This is a genomic window from Neobacillus sp. B24, assembly GCF_055381825.1.
Window position 1 is genome coordinate 4,973,272 of sequence record NZ_AP035777.1, and the last position, 16,254, is coordinate 4,989,525.

The following is a 16,254-nucleotide window of genomic DNA, read 5'->3' on the forward strand; positions in this document are numbered from 1 at the left end:
AAATGCCACGGAACACGAAAATTAAAGGAGCGAATTCAATAATGAAACATTATTTAAATTACAATAAGGTTATGAAATCTTTAGTATTAGCAGGAGCAGTATCGTTTGGAGTATTTGCGGGTGCACATTTTACTGAGGCAGCTGGACCCGATAAGGCAAAACCAGCACACGCCGTTCAAGTGAAAGTCGAACATACAGTAAAGGCTAACGTGACAAAACCTGCAGTTCAAGCTACACCAGCAGCACCAGCTGTGAAGGAACAGCAGAAAGCAGGACAAGCAGCCAAGTCTCAAGCTAGTGTGCATGCCAGCGAAAATGCAAAAATGCATGCGAATCCGAACTCAGCCGTTCTTAACAAGATTGGAAAAGTAGAGGAAGCACCAGTACAAGAACCTGCTGTTGAAGAGGAAGTAATTGAGGCAGCTCCGGTACAAGAACCTGCTGTTGAAGAGGAAGTAATCGAGGCAGCTCCAGTACAAGAACCTGTTATAGAGGAGAACGTTACTGCTGAAGAGCAAGGTACTGAGATCGAAGTGGATGCGGATGAAACTGTCATAGCTGAAGCTGACGATGAGGAAGATGTACAAGCAGTAAAGGATGATTCTGATTCTGCAGTCAAAGCTGATGATAAGGAAGAACAAGACCAAAATTCTGATTCTAAAAAATTCGTCAAAGATCGTGAAGGTATCGTGAATAATAAAGATGATGAAGATACAGATTCTGATGATGAAGACACAGACACAGATAAAGAGCCTAAGGTTAATCCTTCAGCTGCCAATAAAATAAACTCACAAGCATTCGAACATGCAAGTGAAAATGCTAAAGCACACGCTAATGCAAATGCAGCTGTCCATGCTTCTGGAGAAGTTTCCGAAGAGGTTGTAGCTGAAGAAACAGCTGAGGTTACAGTTGAAGACAATTCTGAGGTTGTTGCAGAAGAAACTACTGAAGTTACTGCGGAAGACAATACTGAGGTTGCAGCTGAGGAAACCACTGATGCTGTTGTTGCAGAAGAAACTACTGAAGTCACAGTGGAAGACAATACGGATGCTGTAGCTGAGGAAACTACTGATGCTGTTGTAGAAGATGATGCTGCCGTTGTAACGGATGAAGCTACTGAAGAAGATACAAACACAGATAAAGAAGCTAAGGTCAACCCTTCAGCTGCCAATAAAATTAACTCTCAAGCATTCGAACATGCGAGTGAAAATGCTAAAGCACACGCTAATGCAAATGCTGCAGTCCATGCTTCCGGGGAAGTTTCCGGAGAGGTTGTAGCTGAGGAAACTACTGAAGTTACTTCAGAAGACAATTCAGAGGTTGTAACAGAAGAAGCCACTGAAGAGACAGTAGAAGACAATACTGAGGTTACAGCTGAGGAAACTACTGAAACTGTTGTAGAAGACGATGCAGTCGTTTCTGAAGAAAACACTGATGCTGTTGTAGGAGACGATGCAGCCGTTTCTGAAGAAACCACTGATGCAGTTGTTGCACAAGATGCTAATGTTGAGGAAACAACAGTTGAAGCAGGAACAGAAGCCGTTGCGGTTGAAACTACTGATGCAGTTGAAGAAGAAACAGTTGCTACGGGAGTAGTCAGCCCATCTGTAACAAACAAAGCAAAAGCACAAGCTAGCGTAAAAGCAAGCGAGCAAGCAAAAGCGGTTGCTGCTGCTAATTCTGCTGTACAAGCTGGGACTGAAGAAGTCGTAGAAAAAACAGTTGTAACAGATGAAGAAAATGCAGACGAAGCAGTTGTTATAGATACAACTGTGGAAGCAGCTACAAAAGAATAAATTTTATCTTTTTGGGACTGCCCCATTGGCCAATCCCTTAAATACAAACAAGGCCCGACTAGCATCAACTGCTAGCCGGGCCTTTTTACGTACAAAACTTCCTGTCGCCACAAGAACCGTCCCCGCGGCGACCAGTGGAGATTCATTCACTTTTTTCCTGCACTGGGAGGCTTGTTAATGTTGTAAAGGCGGTTGCCACTTTTCTGGCGAAGGAGAGAGGGGGTTCAACTGATTGAATATGAATATACACTAGGTTAGGCTGGGTAAATATCCAGTGATTATGCAAGGCACTCACAATTAAACCTTGCCCGACAACCGATCTCATAAAATTGGGGATTTCCTGTTCCAGCAATGTGATCTCCCCAAGGTTTAGTGCATTACCATTTACATCCAATGACTCAAAAGAAATTCCTACCGGTACAACAGAATGACTTGGCCGGCCTTGAACATGAACATGAAAACTGCGTTTCAAGCTAACGGAACAGCCATTTTTCGTCATTTTCGCTTCCCCATTTAAAATTCGAGCAAATTGATCGCCCAGCTGCTTCAAAGTATTCACTCATTAGCCCCCTCCGAAAAAAGACTTTCTTAGATTATATTCCCGAGGGACCCGTGCCGATTCCTGTGTCTTTTGCAGGGACAACGTGGGACCACGGGGACGGTTCTACTGGCTCCTGCACCCACCATCGAAAAAACGGCAAATGGTTCTACCGTTTAATTGCACCACCGGAACCGTCCCCGTGGTCCCCTCTTCTTCATCTCATATATTGTTCAACTAGTTCAAAGCATCTTTCTTTTGTGAGGTTGTTGACGACGGCTACGTATTCAAGTTGTTCCATGGTGCCGCCTTCATATTTTAGGGAGGCTTCTTTTGCGGTGTTGTCCCGGTACTTTATCCATTCGCGTTGTTCTTTTCGTAGTTGGTCCCTCTCTTCTGATGGAAGCTGTTGCTTTAGAACGCCATATATTTCATTGAGCAATCCATCCCAAATATCGTATAGGTCTCCTTCTACTTTTTTCAAAGCGAAGGTGGTGTCGTCGATTGGATGGTTTCGCATTTCTTCCATTTCTTTTTTCTTATCATTTAATTTCTTGAGATATTCCGCCTTCAGGCTATTTGTATCATTTGTTGAAGGAGTTTCATCTTTTTTGGGTGTTTCTTCTTTTTCATTTAGTTCGGCATTTTCTTTTTCAGTGGTATCTGAACCAGCGTTATCTACATTTTGATCTTCGCTTGTGTTTTCAGTGGACTTAACATCCGGCGAAGCACTTAACTTATCTTCTGAGTTTCCACAAGCAGTCACTATCAATAAAACTCCTATTAGTAAAATTCCTGCTAAAAATTTATGATTATTTTTCATGCAAAGCCTGCCTTTCCTTCTTGATGAGGGAGACCAGATTACTTCCCTAAACACAATTAGTTGGTTGAATAACTAGTTATTGAGAAAAAGGCATCATAACCCAGAAGCATTAAAAGTTGCAAAATAACTCCTACAATACTACAAATGAATCCCGCGGTAGCTAACCCGCTGCCATTTTCATTTGTAATACGTATTTGCTTTACTGCTACCCTCGCAAACACGATTCCAATAATCCCTAATATCAAACCAATAAAAGGTATAAATAATGATAAAATACCGACAGTTAATGCAATGACTGAACTATTGTTTGTTTGAATTTTCTCAGACATCTTCTTCCCTCCCATCTAGATAATTTTACCATAAAAAAGTGTTGGGACGGTTTTCTTATCGACACAACAGCAAAGGGACCAGGAGAATGTACTGCACCCCAAAAGTTAGAGCGAAAATCTGACTTTTGGGGTGTTTATTTTTGGGTAAATATAGTGAAGAATTTAAACTTATGGTGGTTAGGGAGTATCTAGAAGGAAAACTTGGATATAGAGCTCTTGCCAAGAAACATGGGATTAAGGGGAAATCAGCCATTGAAAGATGGGTAAAAATTTACAAGAAGTTCGGACAAAAAGGATTAGCGAATAATAAGTCTAATAAAAGATACTCTGTTCAATTAAAGCTGGATGTATTAAGCTTTATAAAAAGAACAGGTTCTTCAGAAACTGAAGCAGCCCTTCACTTTGGGATAACCAACCCGGCTATAATATCCTCATGGAAAAAAGTATTCTTAGAGGGTGGGACTGAAGGTCTGAAAAGCCCGAAAGGACGGCCACCCATGTCTGATATAGCTAAAAACAAAAAAGACAAACAAACAAAAAAGAGCGATATGACATATAAACAACAATTGGAAAGAGAAAACGAACTTTTACGTTTAGAGGTTGAATACTTAAAAAAGTTGCGAGCTTTTCAGATGGATCCGGAGGGGTATCTCGAAAAGCACAAGCAGCATTATCATTCGAACTCAAAGAAACCTTCAAACTAAAAGATGTTTTACAAATAGTCGGCATCCCTGAATCCTCCTACCATTATCATATAAAAATGATGAATAAAGAAAATCCAGACCAGGAGCTGGAGGAACTTATTCAATCCATTTTCGAGGAACACAACGGAAATTATGGTTATCGTCGTATTCAATTAGAATTGCAAAACCGTGGAGTTGAAGTGAATCATAAAAAGGTGCAACGCATCATGAATAAGCTTGGGCTCAAGGGAGATAAATTCAGATTAAAATCACGCAAGTACAGTTCTTATAAGGGTTCGACTGGAACAGTTGCCAAGAACCTTATTAATCGCCGTTTTAAAACAAATGTGTGTCATCAAAAATTAACCACAGACATGACGGAATTCAAGTGTTTAGATGGTGTAAAACTGTATCTAAATCCAATTATGGATATGTTCAATGGTGAAATTATTTCATTCGGGATAGGTATGCGGCCAACCTTAGAATTAGCTCTCACTCCCCTCCAGGAAGCACTAGAAATAGTAAAAGATTCAAAGTTTAGAACTACCATACATTCTGATCAAGGGTGGCATTATCAACATAATAAATGGGTGAAAACCCTCAAGAAATATAAGGTGTTCCAAAGTATGTCGCGTAAAGGAAACTGTTTAGATAATTCGCCAATGGAGAACTTTTTTGGATTACTAAAACAAGAAATGTATTATGGGGAAGCACTGTGCTCATATGAGGAATTAAAAAAGAGAATAAAAGAATATATCGATTACTATAATAACAAGCGTATAAAGCAAAAATTGGCTGGCATGAGTCCGGTTCAATACCGAAACCATACCAGCCAATTAGCTGCATAATATAAAACTCTAACTTTTGGGGGTCACATCAGAACCGTCCCCCTGGTCCCTCTGGCCCCCACTATCAAGCCGCTACATCTCTCTTTTTAAAGACAAGATGGGCGAGTAATTGAAATAGGATGAAGTATACGACTAGCATCACGATGGAGAAGGTTAGGGTCATTCCTTCAAGCATCGGGGTGCCTTCGAAATATTGTAGTAGATTGGTATTAGCGAACAAAATGTATTTGGCCCAATCAAATTTAGCAGCTAGCATCGCGGTTATTTGTCCCCCCGTAAACATGAGGAAAATGGATAGTCCAATTGCCAGCGAACTATTTCGGAATACCGCTGAAATCATAAACGCCATCGTGGCCAGCATGAGCATGGAAATCGACGTTAACCCATAGAAATTAATCAGGTGAATGACCATGCTTTGTTCCGTCACACCGCCATTATAGTAATTCAAATACGGAAGTGCGACATCTGGAGTACCAAATAAAATAGCTCCTAGAATGGAAGAATACACAAATAATAGGACGAGCATCATGAGTGCGAATAAAAGTACCGCGATATATTTTGAGATTAAGATTTTACTGCGGTTAATCGGTCTGATTAATAACAGCTTAATTGTCCCCCAATTAAATTCAGAAGCGACAATCCCAGCTGCAATAATAATCGTAAATAGTCCGGCGAATTGAATTAAACTCGAAGCATCATCAACGAATCCCCAGACATTGTACTCCTGGTTAGGGGAGAGATTATGTTGTATCCGATATTCCATAATGGCAATATCTCTTTTAAGATATTGGAGCTGATTTTCAGGTGCGTTGCCAGCCTCCTGATCACTTAGATCCTTCTTCATCTGATCGATATTTACTTGTAATTCTTGTTTCCAGTTTTCATTATCCGGAAGTGTTCCTTTACCTTCTTCATACTTAGTGACTCCACCTGCAACGGTGACCATCAATAAGAGTAACCCAATCATGACATACGTTCCTGGCAGCTTAAATATTTTCATACATTCATTGCGAATTAAATTAAGCATGGACCCCTGCCTCCTTTGTTTCCGTGACCTCTAAGAACCGGTCTTCCAGAGTTTTTAACACTTCTTTAATTCCAAAAATCTGAATATCGGAAGCCACGAGTTCTTTTACAATTGAAGGGATGTCTTCCTTCTTTAAGGGTGCAACAATCGCATTCTCTTCTACGGCAATATTCATAGTTGGATAGATTGCTTTAATAAGAGAGGCTGCTTTTTCTTTCGGGGAAACTTCCAGCTCAAACGTTGTTTCTGTCCCTTGAACAAAATCATTCACTAATTGAACATCAATCAGCTTGCCGCTTTGGATAATGCCAATGCGGTCGCACATCATTTCCATCTCCGAAAGCAAATGGCTTGAGACAATCACCGCCATGTTTCTTTCCCTGGCCAACATTCGTAAATGATCACGAATTTCACGAATCCCTGCAGGATCCAACCCATTTGTCGGCTCATCCAGAATCAGCACCTCCGGGTCATGCAAAAGGGCTTGAGCAAGTCCCAGCCTTTGTCTCATGCCAAGCGAATAAGTTTTCACCTTATCGTGAATTCGCTCCGTCAATCCAACAAGCTCTACGACTTCATCAATCTTTTCTTTGTTCGCCCCTTTTGACATCCGGGCAAAGTGAACCAGATTTTGATAGCCGCTCAAGAACTTATACATCTCCGGGTTTTCCACAATCGCCCCAATATGACCCACCGCTTTTTCAAAATCATCTTTAATACTGTGGCCAGCAATCTTAATATCACCAGACGTTATCCCAATCAAGCCGACAATCATGCGGATCGTAGTCGTCTTCCCCGCCCCATTCGGCCCCAAAAACCCAAACACCTCACCCTTTTGCACATCAAAACTCAAACAATCAATAATCGTCCTCCCCTTAATCGTTTTGGACACATTTTGAATCTCCACAACCCCTGACATACAGGCAGCTCCTTTCAAGGAACCATGGGGACGGTTCTACTGGTGCTCAAGACCGCGTAACCATGGATCTTCTTCATCTATTATTTAGCAATTTTGCATCACTTGATAAGACGAATAAACCTTGTAAATGGTTCACCGAACTTTATTATGCAACTCCATTTTATCGTTTAGATATCAAGTGAAACAGGGACTCTAGACGTAGAATGTCATACATCTCCAACTGTAATTATTGAGGTTCAGTTCAAAGGTGACTGCTTCCGCGAGAACACTTCCCTCATTTATCCCCTTCATCCCAACACACAAAAAAAGCCAGGGGGACGGTTCTACTGGGTCCTGCTCCCGCAAGCAAAAGGCACCACAAGAACCGTCCCCCTGGCTCACCCATTTTCTCTTTCACGCAATATGTCTTGTATGATTTCTATATGGAAGGCGGCCCATGCTTTTTCGCGGAAATGGAGGATGACAGTGGTTGTGAGCAGTGCCAAGTAAAGGATGGCAAAGAGCATCCACAGCTTGCTGCCGTCTCTAAATAAGTAGTTCATTAATGGTTTGGAAAATAAGAATAACAGCCATGGAATGGAAGAAACAAATATAGGAGTAATACCGGAGCCATTCTTTTCTTTGACCATCAGGTAGTAGATTAATTTTAAAGTACTGCTGTCAATTGATTGATATAGCTCCTGAATGTTCTCCACTTCTTTGAAATCCTTCAAGTTCCGGACATGCTGGCCATTCTGAATCGCTCTTTTCACTTGAAGAAAAACTTTGTGTGCATCTCCCCTGTAAGAAAACACTATTTCTTCCTCCTGTTTAGTAAACTTACCAGCTAACGGAAACACTAGTATTCTTATTTTTTACAAACTTCCTAATTTGTATGTAATTTTCATCTTGAATTTCCAAAAAATGACGCACCTCTGCTTCATAAAAAAAGACCAGGAGAACCGTCCCCATGGTCCTCCTGGCCTTTGCTTTATGCTGCTGTTTTTGTTGTGCCTTTGTCATTGTCTGGTTTAACGGTTTTGCGAATGAATGGAATTACCCAGCGGTCTAAGCCGTAGCGGCCGGCGTTGTAGCCTGCTGCCAAGATGATGAAGCCTAAGAAAATGTCGGTTGGGTTATGAGATACGGTACCGGCCATGAAGAATGAGAAGTTCATCACTAAGCCGAAGAACATGGCAGCTGTTGTTAAGCAGCCTAGTAGTAAGCCTAAACCAATTAGCGTTTCTCCCCAAGGAACGATGACGTTAAAGATATCTACATTTGGAATGGCGAAGCCTTTTAGGAATTCTACATACCAGCCATAAACTAAAGCGCCGTCAGGACCTTTTACAGGATTAGCGGTAACACCCTTTAGGAAGCCGGCAGCGTCGAATCCGCCTGTTAATTTATGAAAACCTGCAGTAAACCAAGAATAACCAAGATATAATCGAATAACTAGTAATAGTGCAGCTGAAATCTTATTTTCTCTTAAAAATTTATTAAACATTTCTGTTTCCCCCTTATAATGGCTTGCTCCTTACACTTACAATATATTGGATTTTCACTGTAAATAACATAGCCATAGAGGTAAGTTCACAGATTGTTAAAAATGATTTGACAGAATTTTGAACTAGGAAGCAGGGACCCGTCCTTCAATAGTATCTATTAATTGTGCAACGTCCTGTTTTGTCCCGACTGGCCCATGACCTGGGATCGCTTTTTCAAAATCAAGCTCTGTTACGTTCTTTAAGATCCGGACCCATGTTTCAGGGTTGGATTCTTCAAAGAACGTTGGCTGGTCCTGGACAAACAGCAAATCTCCCATAAATAGTACCTTTTCTTCTGGTACATACAGCATCGCATCGCAATAGGAATGCCCCCCTCCCAAAGTAAACAGCTTGGCACTCCTTTTACTGCCGTAAAATAGCATTTCCTCTTTAAACGTTTGCTGTGGCAACGTTAGCTGTAAGATTGGCAACGAGCGTTCCACTTCAGTTAGAAAACTGATTTTCTTCTTCAGCTCGCTATCTTCATTTCTGCTAAACTGTTCTTTTAATGAAGCAATATAATCTGTAAGCTCGTTTATCCCATGTTTTTGCTGCTGAATTCGTGCCGGATGAACATCCCGCATTTTTTCATACGTCAGCTGACTGGAGATAATGGTGCTCTCCTTAAAAACCTGATTGCCCCGAATATGATCGCCATGAAAATGGCTATTCACGATCCATTTAATCGGTGAGGCGGTTTCCGTCTCCACTGCCCTCTTCAGTTCCTCTGCCGCTTGGGGCGTATTAAATGTATCAAAGACGATGACTCCATCACCTAAATCAATAAAACCCGCATTACCGACCGAACCGCCGCCTTCCTTTGCAATTGCTACATACACGCCCTGACTTACTTTTTCTAATGTAAAATGCTTGCTGAAAAATTCACCGCTCATCTAAATCCTTCCTCCCTTGGATTGTTATTTATTCCCATTATATAATAGCAATAGTAACCAGAATACTTATTGAGCAAAGAGTAAATCAGTTGGAGGAAGTGCCATGTCTTTTTCCTTGTATGTTAGGAATCTATCACCTGAACAAGTTGCTTTTAGTTATTCTGCGGCCCATGAAACGATGATGGCCCTTCATGTGTTTCATGATTGCAAGCATCATCCCCTCCATATCCCATGGGTCATAGATGCCAGAAGAAAAATCAATTCCGCCTTGAAGCAAGAAATCGAAGCCTTTAGCTTTTTGTATAAAAGGCCGTTGGTGACATTCTGGGCCTTGCAGGGCAATTCTGCCTTTCAATCCTTTGAAGAAGGGCTGAGGGAACTGGAGTCCAGTCCGGGCCACTTTTTCTGCACTACCATTGTGGAAACAATTTTAAATCGAAAAATGGCCGACGGGCAGCTGCAACAGGAGTTTTTGGAGTTCGCTTGTAATCGTTATCCGGAATCAGAGGAAATTATTCTTGCCTTGGTAAAAAACCCTGAGCCTGTTAAACAGCGATTCTTGAATATGCTGGAGGAATTTTGGCGTATTTGTGTGAAAGAGGACTGGAATGCGATCGAGAAGCTTTTTTTAAAAGATATTGCTGACCGCTGAAGGACACTGATGAAGGATGGCGCTTTACAGCTGCTTGGAAGTCTATCGCAGGAAATTGATATAGATCCAGGTGAACAGAAAGCGATAATTAGAAGAATTTCGAAGGAGGATATTTTTTTCGATAAGGATGATGAATTGCTTTTAACTCCTTCTTATTTCGCCTGGCCGCATTTATTTGTCAATCTCCATCCTACTGTAGGCATTAACTACTCGATTATGGAAAACGAGCAGGAAGGGGCAAGGCCGATGCCGCCGGAGGATTTACTGAAGTTTTTCAGCACATTGGGCGATTTCAGCCGGCTCCAAATCGTCAAATATCTAGCGCAACAGCCGCGGTGCACGAGGGAATTGGCAGGGTTAATGGGAATGACAGAGGGGGCCATATCGAAGCATATCAAGCTGCTGAAGGATGCTGGTTTAGTAGAATCCAAACGCGAAAGCTACTATGTATTCTATCATTTGCTGGATCAACCGTTTCATGACTTTCCTCAGGGATTGGCGGAATATTTAAAACAGAGCTAAAAAGGGCGCCAGGGGGGCGCCAGGGGGGGCGCCAGGGGGACGGTTCTACTGGTTCCGCAAGAACCGTCTCCTCCCTCCGAACATATAAATATTACAAAGATATTACATTCAAAGATTTACAAGGGGGATACAAGATTGAATTTCCTTTTGGTTGCCATCCTTTACTGGACATTGTTGGGGGTTTCATTCCTTTTACTTTTCTGGGGGTTATGGATAAAGTCATGGAGAATGCTGTTGTGGAGTGGAATCGCCCTGTTGCCGCCGACGCTATCCTTCTATTACGGAGGGGCAGAAGGCTGGTTTAATTTGGCGGGACTGGTGCCATTGGTAATATTCGGGATTGCATATTACACAAAAAGAAAGGGAAGTTGAAACCATGGGACCAGGAGGGACGGTTCTGGTGGTGCTTGGCGCCACCAGAATGATGTGACCCCCAAAAGTTAGAGTTTTATATTATGCAGCTAATTGGCTGGTATGGTTTCGGTATTGAACCGGACTCATGCCAGCCAATTTTTGCTTTATACGCTTGTTATTATAGTAATCGATATATTCTTTTATTCTCTTTTTTAATTCCTCATATGAGCACAGTGCTTCCCCATAATACATTTCTTGTTTTAGTAATCCAAAAAAGTTCTCCATTGGCGAATTATCTAAACAGTTTCCTTTACGCGACATACTTTGGAACACCTTATATTTCTTGAGGGTTTTCACCCATTTATTATGTTGATAATGCCACCCTTGATCAGAATGTATGGTAGTTCTAAACTTTGAATCTTTTACTATTTCTAGTGCTTCCTGGAGGGGAGTGAGAGCTAATTCTAAGGTTGGCCGCATACCTATCCCGAATGAAATAATTTCACCATTGAACATATCCATAATTGGATTTAGATACAGTTTTACACCATCTAAACACTTGAATTCCGTCATGTCTGTGGTTAATTTTTGATGACACACATTTGTTTTAAAACGGCGATTAATAAGGTTCTTGGCAACTGTTCCAGTCGAACCCTTATAAGAACTGTACTTGCGTGATTTTAATCTGAATTTATCTCCCTTGAGCCCAAGCTTATTCATGATGCGTTGCACCTTTTTATGATTCACTTCAACTCCACGGTTTTGCAATTCTAATTGAATACGACGATAACCATAATTTCCGTTGTGTTCCTCGAAAATGGATTGAATAAGTTCCTCCAGCTCCTGGTCTGGATTTTCTTTATTCATCATTTTTATATGATAATGGTAGGAGGATTCAGGGATGCCGACTATTTGTAAAACATCTTTTAGTTTGAAGGTTTCTTTGAGTTCGAATGATAATGCTGCTTGTGCTTTTCGAGATACCCCTCCGGATCCATCTGAAAAGCTCGCAACTTTTTTAAGTATTCAACCTCTAAACGTAAAAGTTCATTTTCTCTTTCCAATTGTTGTTTATATGTCATATCGCTCTTTTTTGTTTGTTTGTCTTTTTTGTTTTTAGCTATATCAGACATGGGTGGCCGTCCTTTCGGGCTTTTCAGACCTTCAGTCCCACCCTCTAAGAATACTTTTTTCCATGAGGATATTATAGCCGGGTTGGTTATCCCAAAGTGAAGGGCTGCTTCAGTTTCTGAAGAACCTGTTCTTTTTATAAAGCTTAATACATCCAGCTTTAATTGAACAGAGTATCTTTTATTAGACTTATTATTCGCTAATCCTTTTTGTCCGAACTTCTTGTAAATTTTTACCCATCTTTCAATGGCTGATTTCCCCTTAATCCCATGTTTCTTGGCAAGAGCTCTATATCCAAGTTTTCCTTCTAGATACTCCCTAACCACCATAAGTTTAAATTCTTCACTATATTTACCCAAAAATAAACACCCCAAAAGTCAGATTTTCGCTCTAACTTTTGGGGTGCAGTACAGAAGAACGAAATCGCTACGCGATGGCTTTTTAAAACCCCACTCGCACCTAAAAAAGTATAAAAAAAATGAAAAAGTATGTTCTCTGTGGTATTGTTTTATCGCCAAACAAAACAACCAAGGAAGGACATACTTTTTCACTTGAAGATTATATCACGCACTTTCCAAAAAATAAATCTACATATTTTCCCTTTTCCAAACAGGGCTCCTCCTGCCTTCTGATTATTGATCTATTACTTAGCTATTAATCAATCATCAGGAGGAAACATCATGAATCAATATGAACAAAAAGTGGAGTTATACTTTGAGCTTAAGGGCGCCCCGGATTCCTCAAAAGAATCGTACTGGCGCAGAATGAACGCTTTTCTGAGTTATATGCAGGAACACACTAGACCCATAGAAGAAATGACCTTGGAGGATGTCCAACAATACATCCTTTACCTCAAAAAAGACAAGGGTCTATCCCCAGGAACCATTAATAATTACATTTCTGCGATTAAGTTCTTCTATACCTATGTTTTAGAAAAGGAATGGAATTCTATTAAGGTTCCGAGGATGAAAAGAGCCCAAAGTTTCCCTGTCATCCCACCTAAAGAAGAAGTTCTTTTACTATTAAATTCAACCAATAACTTGAAGCATAAAGCCATTCTTGCATTAATTTACGGCAGTGGACTTCGAGTTAGCGAAGTAGCTAAATTAAAAATTTGCGATATTGATAGTAAGAGTATGCGAGTTCGCGTCCAAAACGCTAAACACAATACCAATCGATATACCATTCTATCCGAGACAGCACTGATAGTGCTGAGGGAATATTTTAAACATTACTTTTCCAAAGATTATACACGGAATGATTGGTTATTTCCAGGTCGAGATAAGTCGGACCCTATTCATGTCAAAACGATAAAAAATACCTTAATTAAGTTAAAAGACAAGCTTCAACTTGATCCGAATATTTCTGCTCATACACTTAGACATTGTTTTTCCACGCATCTTTTAGAAGATGGGGTGGAACCAGTGTTCATCCAACAGATGCTTGGGCATAAGAGTTTGAAAACTACTTTAACGTACCTGCATATGACCTCCAAGAGTGTCATGGGAATCAAGAGCCCCTTAGATACCGGAGGGGATAAGGCATGAGTACAATCCAAGAAATTTTTCGGAAATTCTATCCCATGTATGTAGAAAAGTACAGACCATCAAAAGGGCAAGCCAAGGCAGCTAGGGCAATCATGAACTGCAGAACGGCCACCCTCGGTGGCCATGCCTATGGATGTCATAATTGTGGTCATACTCAAGTAAGTTATAATTCTTGCCGGAATCGGCACTGCCCGTCGTGCCAAGGGGTGACAAAAGAGGTCTGGATTGATAAAAGGAAAAAGGATATCCTTAACGCCCCATATTTTCATGTGGTTTTTACCATGCCGGAACAGCTGCACATGTTAATTTATCATAATCAGAAACTACTTTATGATTTAATGTATAAAGCCGTCTCGGAGACCTTATCGGAACTAGCCCAAGACCCTAAATATTTGGGAGCCCAAATCGGTTTTTTTTCTGTCTTGCATACTTGGGGTCAAAATTTGCATTATCATCCTCACATTCATACCGTGGTATTGGCTGGAGGATTAAACAAACTAAATCGCTGGTGTAACTCCAGTCATAAGTTTTTCATCCCTGTAAAAGTGTTATCTAAGAAATTCCGTGGGAAGTATCTATACTTTTTAAAGCAATATTATGAACAGAACCGACTCCAGTTTTATAACGAGGCAAAGAGTTACGAAGATCCAAAACAATTTCAGCGGTTAATAGACAAATGTTATTCAATAAACTGGTATAGCTATACGAAAAGAACCTTCTCAGGTCCATTGGCAGTGGTGCAATATCTTGGCCGTTATACTCATCGAATCGCGATCTCCAATCAACGAATTATTTCAATTGGTAAAGATACTGTCACCTTTCGGGCAAAAAATTATCGGGACAATAGTCGGAAAAACACTATTACGATGAGAGGTGTGGAATTTATTCGCCGATTTCTCATGCATATTCTCCCGAAGGGATTAGTGAAAATCAGGCATTACGGAAAACTGGCCAACCGGAATAAGAAAACCAAACTAAGAATCTGCAGGATTTTAACCCAAAGCCGAGTCTACAAACCAGCTTTTGAAGGACTTAGTACCATTGAAATAGTTTCTAAACTTATTGGGAAAGACATCACTTTATGTCCTTCCTGTAAAAAAGCACACCTGGTGGCTGCCGTATCAGACGGGCTGCCTTAAGCAGAAAAAACTGAATACCATTTTAAAAAGCCTCTTCAGTGGGGAGGGGGAAAGTTTACCCAAAAACAATGAAAATCAAAGAGGAACGCTGGTAGCAGATTCAAAATAGAAGAAAAAACAAAAATTAATAGGGTAAGAAAAAGATTGAATCCCCATAGAGAAGGGGGCCGCGACTTCATTCTTCTCGGGCAATCAAAAATTTTGCGCAAATGGACGCGTTTCATTAGAAAGCACTAAGGCACAGCTAGTTCAGTTCACTAGCTGTGCCTTTTTACGCGCAAAACTTCCGATTGTCCCCTATAAGAACCGTCCCCCTGGCCCCCCTGGCCACCCCTGATCCCCTTTTATTCAAAAGACCCGACTGTTTGGAAGATTTCGCTTGATTGCGGGGATACGTAGATGGTTCGGCTTGGGAAGGCGACTTCTACTCCCTCTTCTTCGAGTATTCCCATGATTTTGAGATTGATGTCATGTTTGATTCTCAGGTGTTCTGCCCAGACAGTGGTATGGGTGAAGAAATAAATCAGGATATCGAGACTGTTTTCATTATAATGATCGAAGGCGACCATGATGGAATCCGGATGAATCTCTTCGTGCGTCCGGAGCAGCTGTTCAATTCGTTTGGAGACTCGTTCAATTTGTTCTTTCGTCGTTTGAAAGTTCAATCCCAAGTGAAAATTGATGCGTCTTTTTCCCATACGACTCCAGTTCGTAATCGGCTCGTTGGCAAGGGTTGAATTCGGCACGGTCACGAGTGCTTGGCTGAACGTCCGGACTTTCGTGCTTCGGAAATTAATATCCTCTACCGTCCCCTCTACACTTGGCGTCAAAATCCAATCGCCGATAGAGAACGGCTTCTCGGTCACAATGACAATCCCGCCAATGAGATTCCCGACCGCCTCTTTTGCCGCTAACGCAAACGCCAATCCGCCCAATCCAAGCCCGGCAACAAGGCCGCTAACGTCATAATTAAATTCTTGGCCGATAATACTGATACTGATTGCCACCAGAATGACGCGGATGGTTCTTGAAATAAACGGAAGCAGAATCAAATCAATCTTATTGTTCATTTTTTGGTTCAGACTGACAATAATTCCGGAAGTCGGAGACGACAAATTAAACAAAGCCCAGGTAATTAACACAATCACCATGGAACGCAAGAATTTTAAAAACAAGCCATTTTTCTGCTCGATAAACGGAAAATAATCCATGGCTACATACAAACCGACAATAATAAATGCCCAGCCCAGAGGACGTTCAAACGCCAAACAGATTTGAGTTAAGATTTCCGTGGGTGTCTTTCGTGACAATTTTATAATCAGCTGAAACACATACTTGGTAAACAGCTTTCGAAACAAAACAAATACTGCCAAAATTGCAATCGAAATCCCCAGGTTTTTTAACATCTCATAATCTAACACAAAGGAACCAATATTCATTTTTAGACTACCTTCTCCCTTTTTTACGATGAACATACATTTTAAAAACCCACTTATCATACCTTTTTCAATAAAAAAATGGAATCAT

At 41.0% G+C, this 16,254-nt stretch carries 19 protein-coding genes; 8 read left to right on the top strand and 11 right to left on the bottom strand.

Going from position 1 to position 16,254, the window contains the following annotated elements:
* The first annotated feature begins 41 nt into the window (after nt 1–41).
* A complete protein-coding gene (locus tag ACZ43M_RS24510; RefSeq protein ID WP_464505139.1) occupies nt 42–1,796 on the top strand; it encodes a hypothetical protein in 1,755 nt (584 codons plus the stop codon).
* 142 nt (nt 1,797–1,938) lie between these two features.
* On the opposite strand, the gene ACZ43M_RS24515 is transcribed toward ACZ43M_RS24510, so the two are convergent.
* The 3 genes from ACZ43M_RS24515 to ACZ43M_RS24525 all read right to left on the bottom strand — a co-directional run bounded on the left by ACZ43M_RS24515 (nt 1,939) and on the right by ACZ43M_RS24525 (nt 3,486).
* Entirely contained in the window at nt 1,939–2,355 is a 417-nt protein-coding gene (locus ACZ43M_RS24515; protein WP_464505140.1) for a DUF1259 domain-containing protein, read from the bottom strand.
* 196 nt (nt 2,356–2,551) lie between these two features.
* Nucleotides 2,552–3,157, bottom strand: coding sequence for a lysozyme inhibitor LprI family protein (locus tag ACZ43M_RS24520; RefSeq protein WP_464505142.1), 606 nt, complete (start codon nt 3,155–3,157; stop codon nt 2,552–2,554).
* A 56-nt stretch (nt 3,158–3,213) separates the two neighbouring features.
* The gene (locus tag ACZ43M_RS24525; protein ID WP_464505144.1) at nt 3,214–3,486 is read right to left on the bottom strand and encodes a DUF4190 domain-containing protein; all 273 of its coding nucleotides are present in this window, start codon (nt 3,484–3,486) and stop codon (nt 3,214–3,216) included.
* Between the two features lie 140 nt (nt 3,487–3,626).
* Between ACZ43M_RS24525 and ACZ43M_RS24530 the strand changes: the two genes are divergently transcribed.
* Complete coding sequence (locus ACZ43M_RS24530) at nt 3,627–4,190, top strand: transposase (RefSeq protein ID WP_464505130.1); 564 nt, start codon at nt 3,627–3,629, stop codon at nt 4,188–4,190.
* Complete coding sequence (locus ACZ43M_RS24535) at nt 4,091–5,017, top strand: IS3 family transposase (RefSeq protein ID WP_464508107.1); 927 nt, start codon at nt 4,091–4,093, stop codon at nt 5,015–5,017. The genes ACZ43M_RS24530 and ACZ43M_RS24535 overlap by 100 nt, the downstream gene beginning before the upstream one ends.
* A gap of 64 nt (nt 5,018–5,081) precedes the next feature.
* On the opposite strand, the gene ACZ43M_RS24540 is transcribed toward ACZ43M_RS24535, so the two are convergent.
* The 5 genes from ACZ43M_RS24540 to ACZ43M_RS24560 all read right to left on the bottom strand — a co-directional run bounded on the left by ACZ43M_RS24540 (nt 5,082) and on the right by ACZ43M_RS24560 (nt 9,382).
* On the bottom strand, nt 5,082–6,044 hold the full coding sequence (locus tag ACZ43M_RS24540; protein ID WP_464505145.1) for an ABC transporter permease: 963 nt from the start codon (nt 6,042–6,044) through the stop codon (nt 5,082–5,084).
* Complete coding sequence (locus ACZ43M_RS24545; RefSeq protein ID WP_464505146.1) at nt 6,037–6,963, bottom strand: ABC transporter ATP-binding protein; 927 nt, start codon at nt 6,961–6,963, stop codon at nt 6,037–6,039. The genes ACZ43M_RS24540 and ACZ43M_RS24545 overlap by 8 nt, the downstream gene beginning before the upstream one ends.
* Nucleotides 6,964–7,340: 377 nt before the next feature.
* On the bottom strand, nt 7,341–7,757 hold the full coding sequence (locus ACZ43M_RS24550; RefSeq protein ID WP_464505147.1) for a hypothetical protein: 417 nt from the start codon (nt 7,755–7,757) through the stop codon (nt 7,341–7,343).
* Nucleotides 7,758–7,933: 176 nt separating this feature from the next.
* The gene (locus ACZ43M_RS24555) at nt 7,934–8,449 is read right to left on the bottom strand and encodes a DoxX family membrane protein (protein WP_464505148.1); all 516 of its coding nucleotides are present in this window, start codon (nt 8,447–8,449) and stop codon (nt 7,934–7,936) included.
* Nucleotides 8,450–8,572: 123 nt separating this feature from the next.
* On the bottom strand, nt 8,573–9,382 hold the full coding sequence (locus ACZ43M_RS24560) for an MBL fold metallo-hydrolase (protein ID WP_464505149.1): 810 nt from the start codon (nt 9,380–9,382) through the stop codon (nt 8,573–8,575).
* Nucleotides 9,383–9,485: 103 nt separating this feature from the next.
* Between ACZ43M_RS24560 and ACZ43M_RS24565 the strand changes: the two genes are divergently transcribed.
* The 3 genes from ACZ43M_RS24565 (at nt 9,486) to ACZ43M_RS24575 (ending at nt 10,928) form a co-directional block, all read left to right on the top strand.
* Nucleotides 9,486–10,034 (top strand): DUF5937 family protein, encoded by a 549-nt coding sequence (locus ACZ43M_RS24565; protein ID WP_464505150.1) that lies wholly within the window; start codon nt 9,486–9,488, stop codon nt 10,032–10,034.
* Between the two features lie 9 nt (nt 10,035–10,043).
* The gene (locus ACZ43M_RS24570; protein ID WP_464505151.1) at nt 10,044–10,556 is read left to right on the top strand and encodes an ArsR/SmtB family transcription factor; all 513 of its coding nucleotides are present in this window, start codon (nt 10,044–10,046) and stop codon (nt 10,554–10,556) included.
* Nucleotides 10,557–10,691: 135 nt separating this feature from the next.
* A complete protein-coding gene (locus ACZ43M_RS24575; RefSeq protein WP_464505152.1) occupies nt 10,692–10,928 on the top strand; it encodes a hypothetical protein in 237 nt (78 codons plus the stop codon).
* Between the two features lie 81 nt (nt 10,929–11,009).
* Here ACZ43M_RS24575 and ACZ43M_RS24580 read toward each other — a convergent pair whose 3' ends face one another.
* Together ACZ43M_RS24580 and ACZ43M_RS24585 are read right to left on the bottom strand one after the other, a co-directional pair.
* Nucleotides 11,010–11,936 (bottom strand): IS3 family transposase, encoded by a 927-nt coding sequence (locus tag ACZ43M_RS24580; protein ID WP_464508107.1) that lies wholly within the window; start codon nt 11,934–11,936, stop codon nt 11,010–11,012.
* Nucleotides 11,837–12,400: a transposase gene (locus ACZ43M_RS24585; RefSeq protein WP_464505130.1), complete on the bottom strand. Its 564-nt coding sequence runs from the start codon at nt 12,398–12,400 to the stop codon at nt 11,837–11,839. Before ACZ43M_RS24585 ends, ACZ43M_RS24580 begins: the two co-directional genes overlap by 100 nt.
* A 321-nt stretch (nt 12,401–12,721) precedes the next feature.
* Here ACZ43M_RS24585 and ACZ43M_RS24590 point away from each other — a divergent pair, with 321 nt between their 5' ends.
* Entirely contained in the window at nt 12,722–13,588 is an 867-nt protein-coding gene (locus ACZ43M_RS24590) for a tyrosine-type recombinase/integrase (RefSeq protein WP_464505153.1), read from the top strand.
* Nucleotides 13,585–14,727: an IS91 family transposase gene (locus tag ACZ43M_RS24595; protein ID WP_464505154.1), complete on the top strand. Its 1,143-nt coding sequence runs from the start codon at nt 13,585–13,587 to the stop codon at nt 14,725–14,727. Before ACZ43M_RS24590 ends, ACZ43M_RS24595 begins: the two co-directional genes overlap by 4 nt.
* Nucleotides 14,728–15,071: 344 nt before the next feature.
* On the opposite strand, the gene ACZ43M_RS24600 is transcribed toward ACZ43M_RS24595, so the two are convergent.
* Nucleotides 15,072–16,166: a mechanosensitive ion channel family protein gene (locus tag ACZ43M_RS24600; protein WP_464505155.1), complete on the bottom strand. Its 1,095-nt coding sequence runs from the start codon at nt 16,164–16,166 to the stop codon at nt 15,072–15,074.
* Nucleotides 16,167–16,254 lie beyond the last annotated feature (88 nt).

Bases quoted from the DNA above. Each gene is read 5' to 3' on its own strand.
- ACZ43M_RS24600 (WP_464505155.1), bottom strand. From the start codon at position 16,166: ATGAATATTGGTTCCTTTGTGTTAGATTATGAGATGTTAAAAAACCTG.
- ACZ43M_RS24510 (WP_464505139.1), top strand. From the start codon at position 42: ATGAAACATTATTTAAATTACAATAAGGTTATGAAATCTTTAGTATTA.
- ACZ43M_RS24520 (WP_464505142.1), bottom strand. From the start codon at position 3,157: ATGAAAAATAATCATAAATTTTTAGCAGGAATTTTACTAATAGGAGTT.
- ACZ43M_RS24560 (WP_464505149.1), bottom strand. From the start codon at position 9,382: ATGAGCGGTGAATTTTTCAGCAAGCATTTTACATTAGAAAAAGTAAGT.
- ACZ43M_RS24525 (WP_464505144.1), bottom strand. From the start codon at position 3,486: ATGTCTGAGAAAATTCAAACAAACAATAGTTCAGTCATTGCATTAACT.
- ACZ43M_RS24540 (WP_464505145.1), bottom strand. From the start codon at position 6,044: ATGCTTAATTTAATTCGCAATGAATGTATGAAAATATTTAAGCTGCCA.
- ACZ43M_RS24595 (WP_464505154.1), top strand. From the start codon at position 13,585: ATGAGTACAATCCAAGAAATTTTTCGGAAATTCTATCCCATGTATGTA.
- ACZ43M_RS24545 (WP_464505146.1), bottom strand. From the start codon at position 6,963: ATGTCAGGGGTTGTGGAGATTCAAAATGTGTCCAAAACGATTAAGGGG.
- ACZ43M_RS24565 (WP_464505150.1), top strand. From the start codon at position 9,486: ATGTCTTTTTCCTTGTATGTTAGGAATCTATCACCTGAACAAGTTGCT.
- ACZ43M_RS24570 (WP_464505151.1), top strand. From the start codon at position 10,044: ATGAAGGATGGCGCTTTACAGCTGCTTGGAAGTCTATCGCAGGAAATT.
- ACZ43M_RS24590 (WP_464505153.1), top strand. From the start codon at position 12,722: ATGAATCAATATGAACAAAAAGTGGAGTTATACTTTGAGCTTAAGGGC.
- ACZ43M_RS24555 (WP_464505148.1), bottom strand. From the start codon at position 8,449: ATGTTTAATAAATTTTTAAGAGAAAATAAGATTTCAGCTGCACTATTA.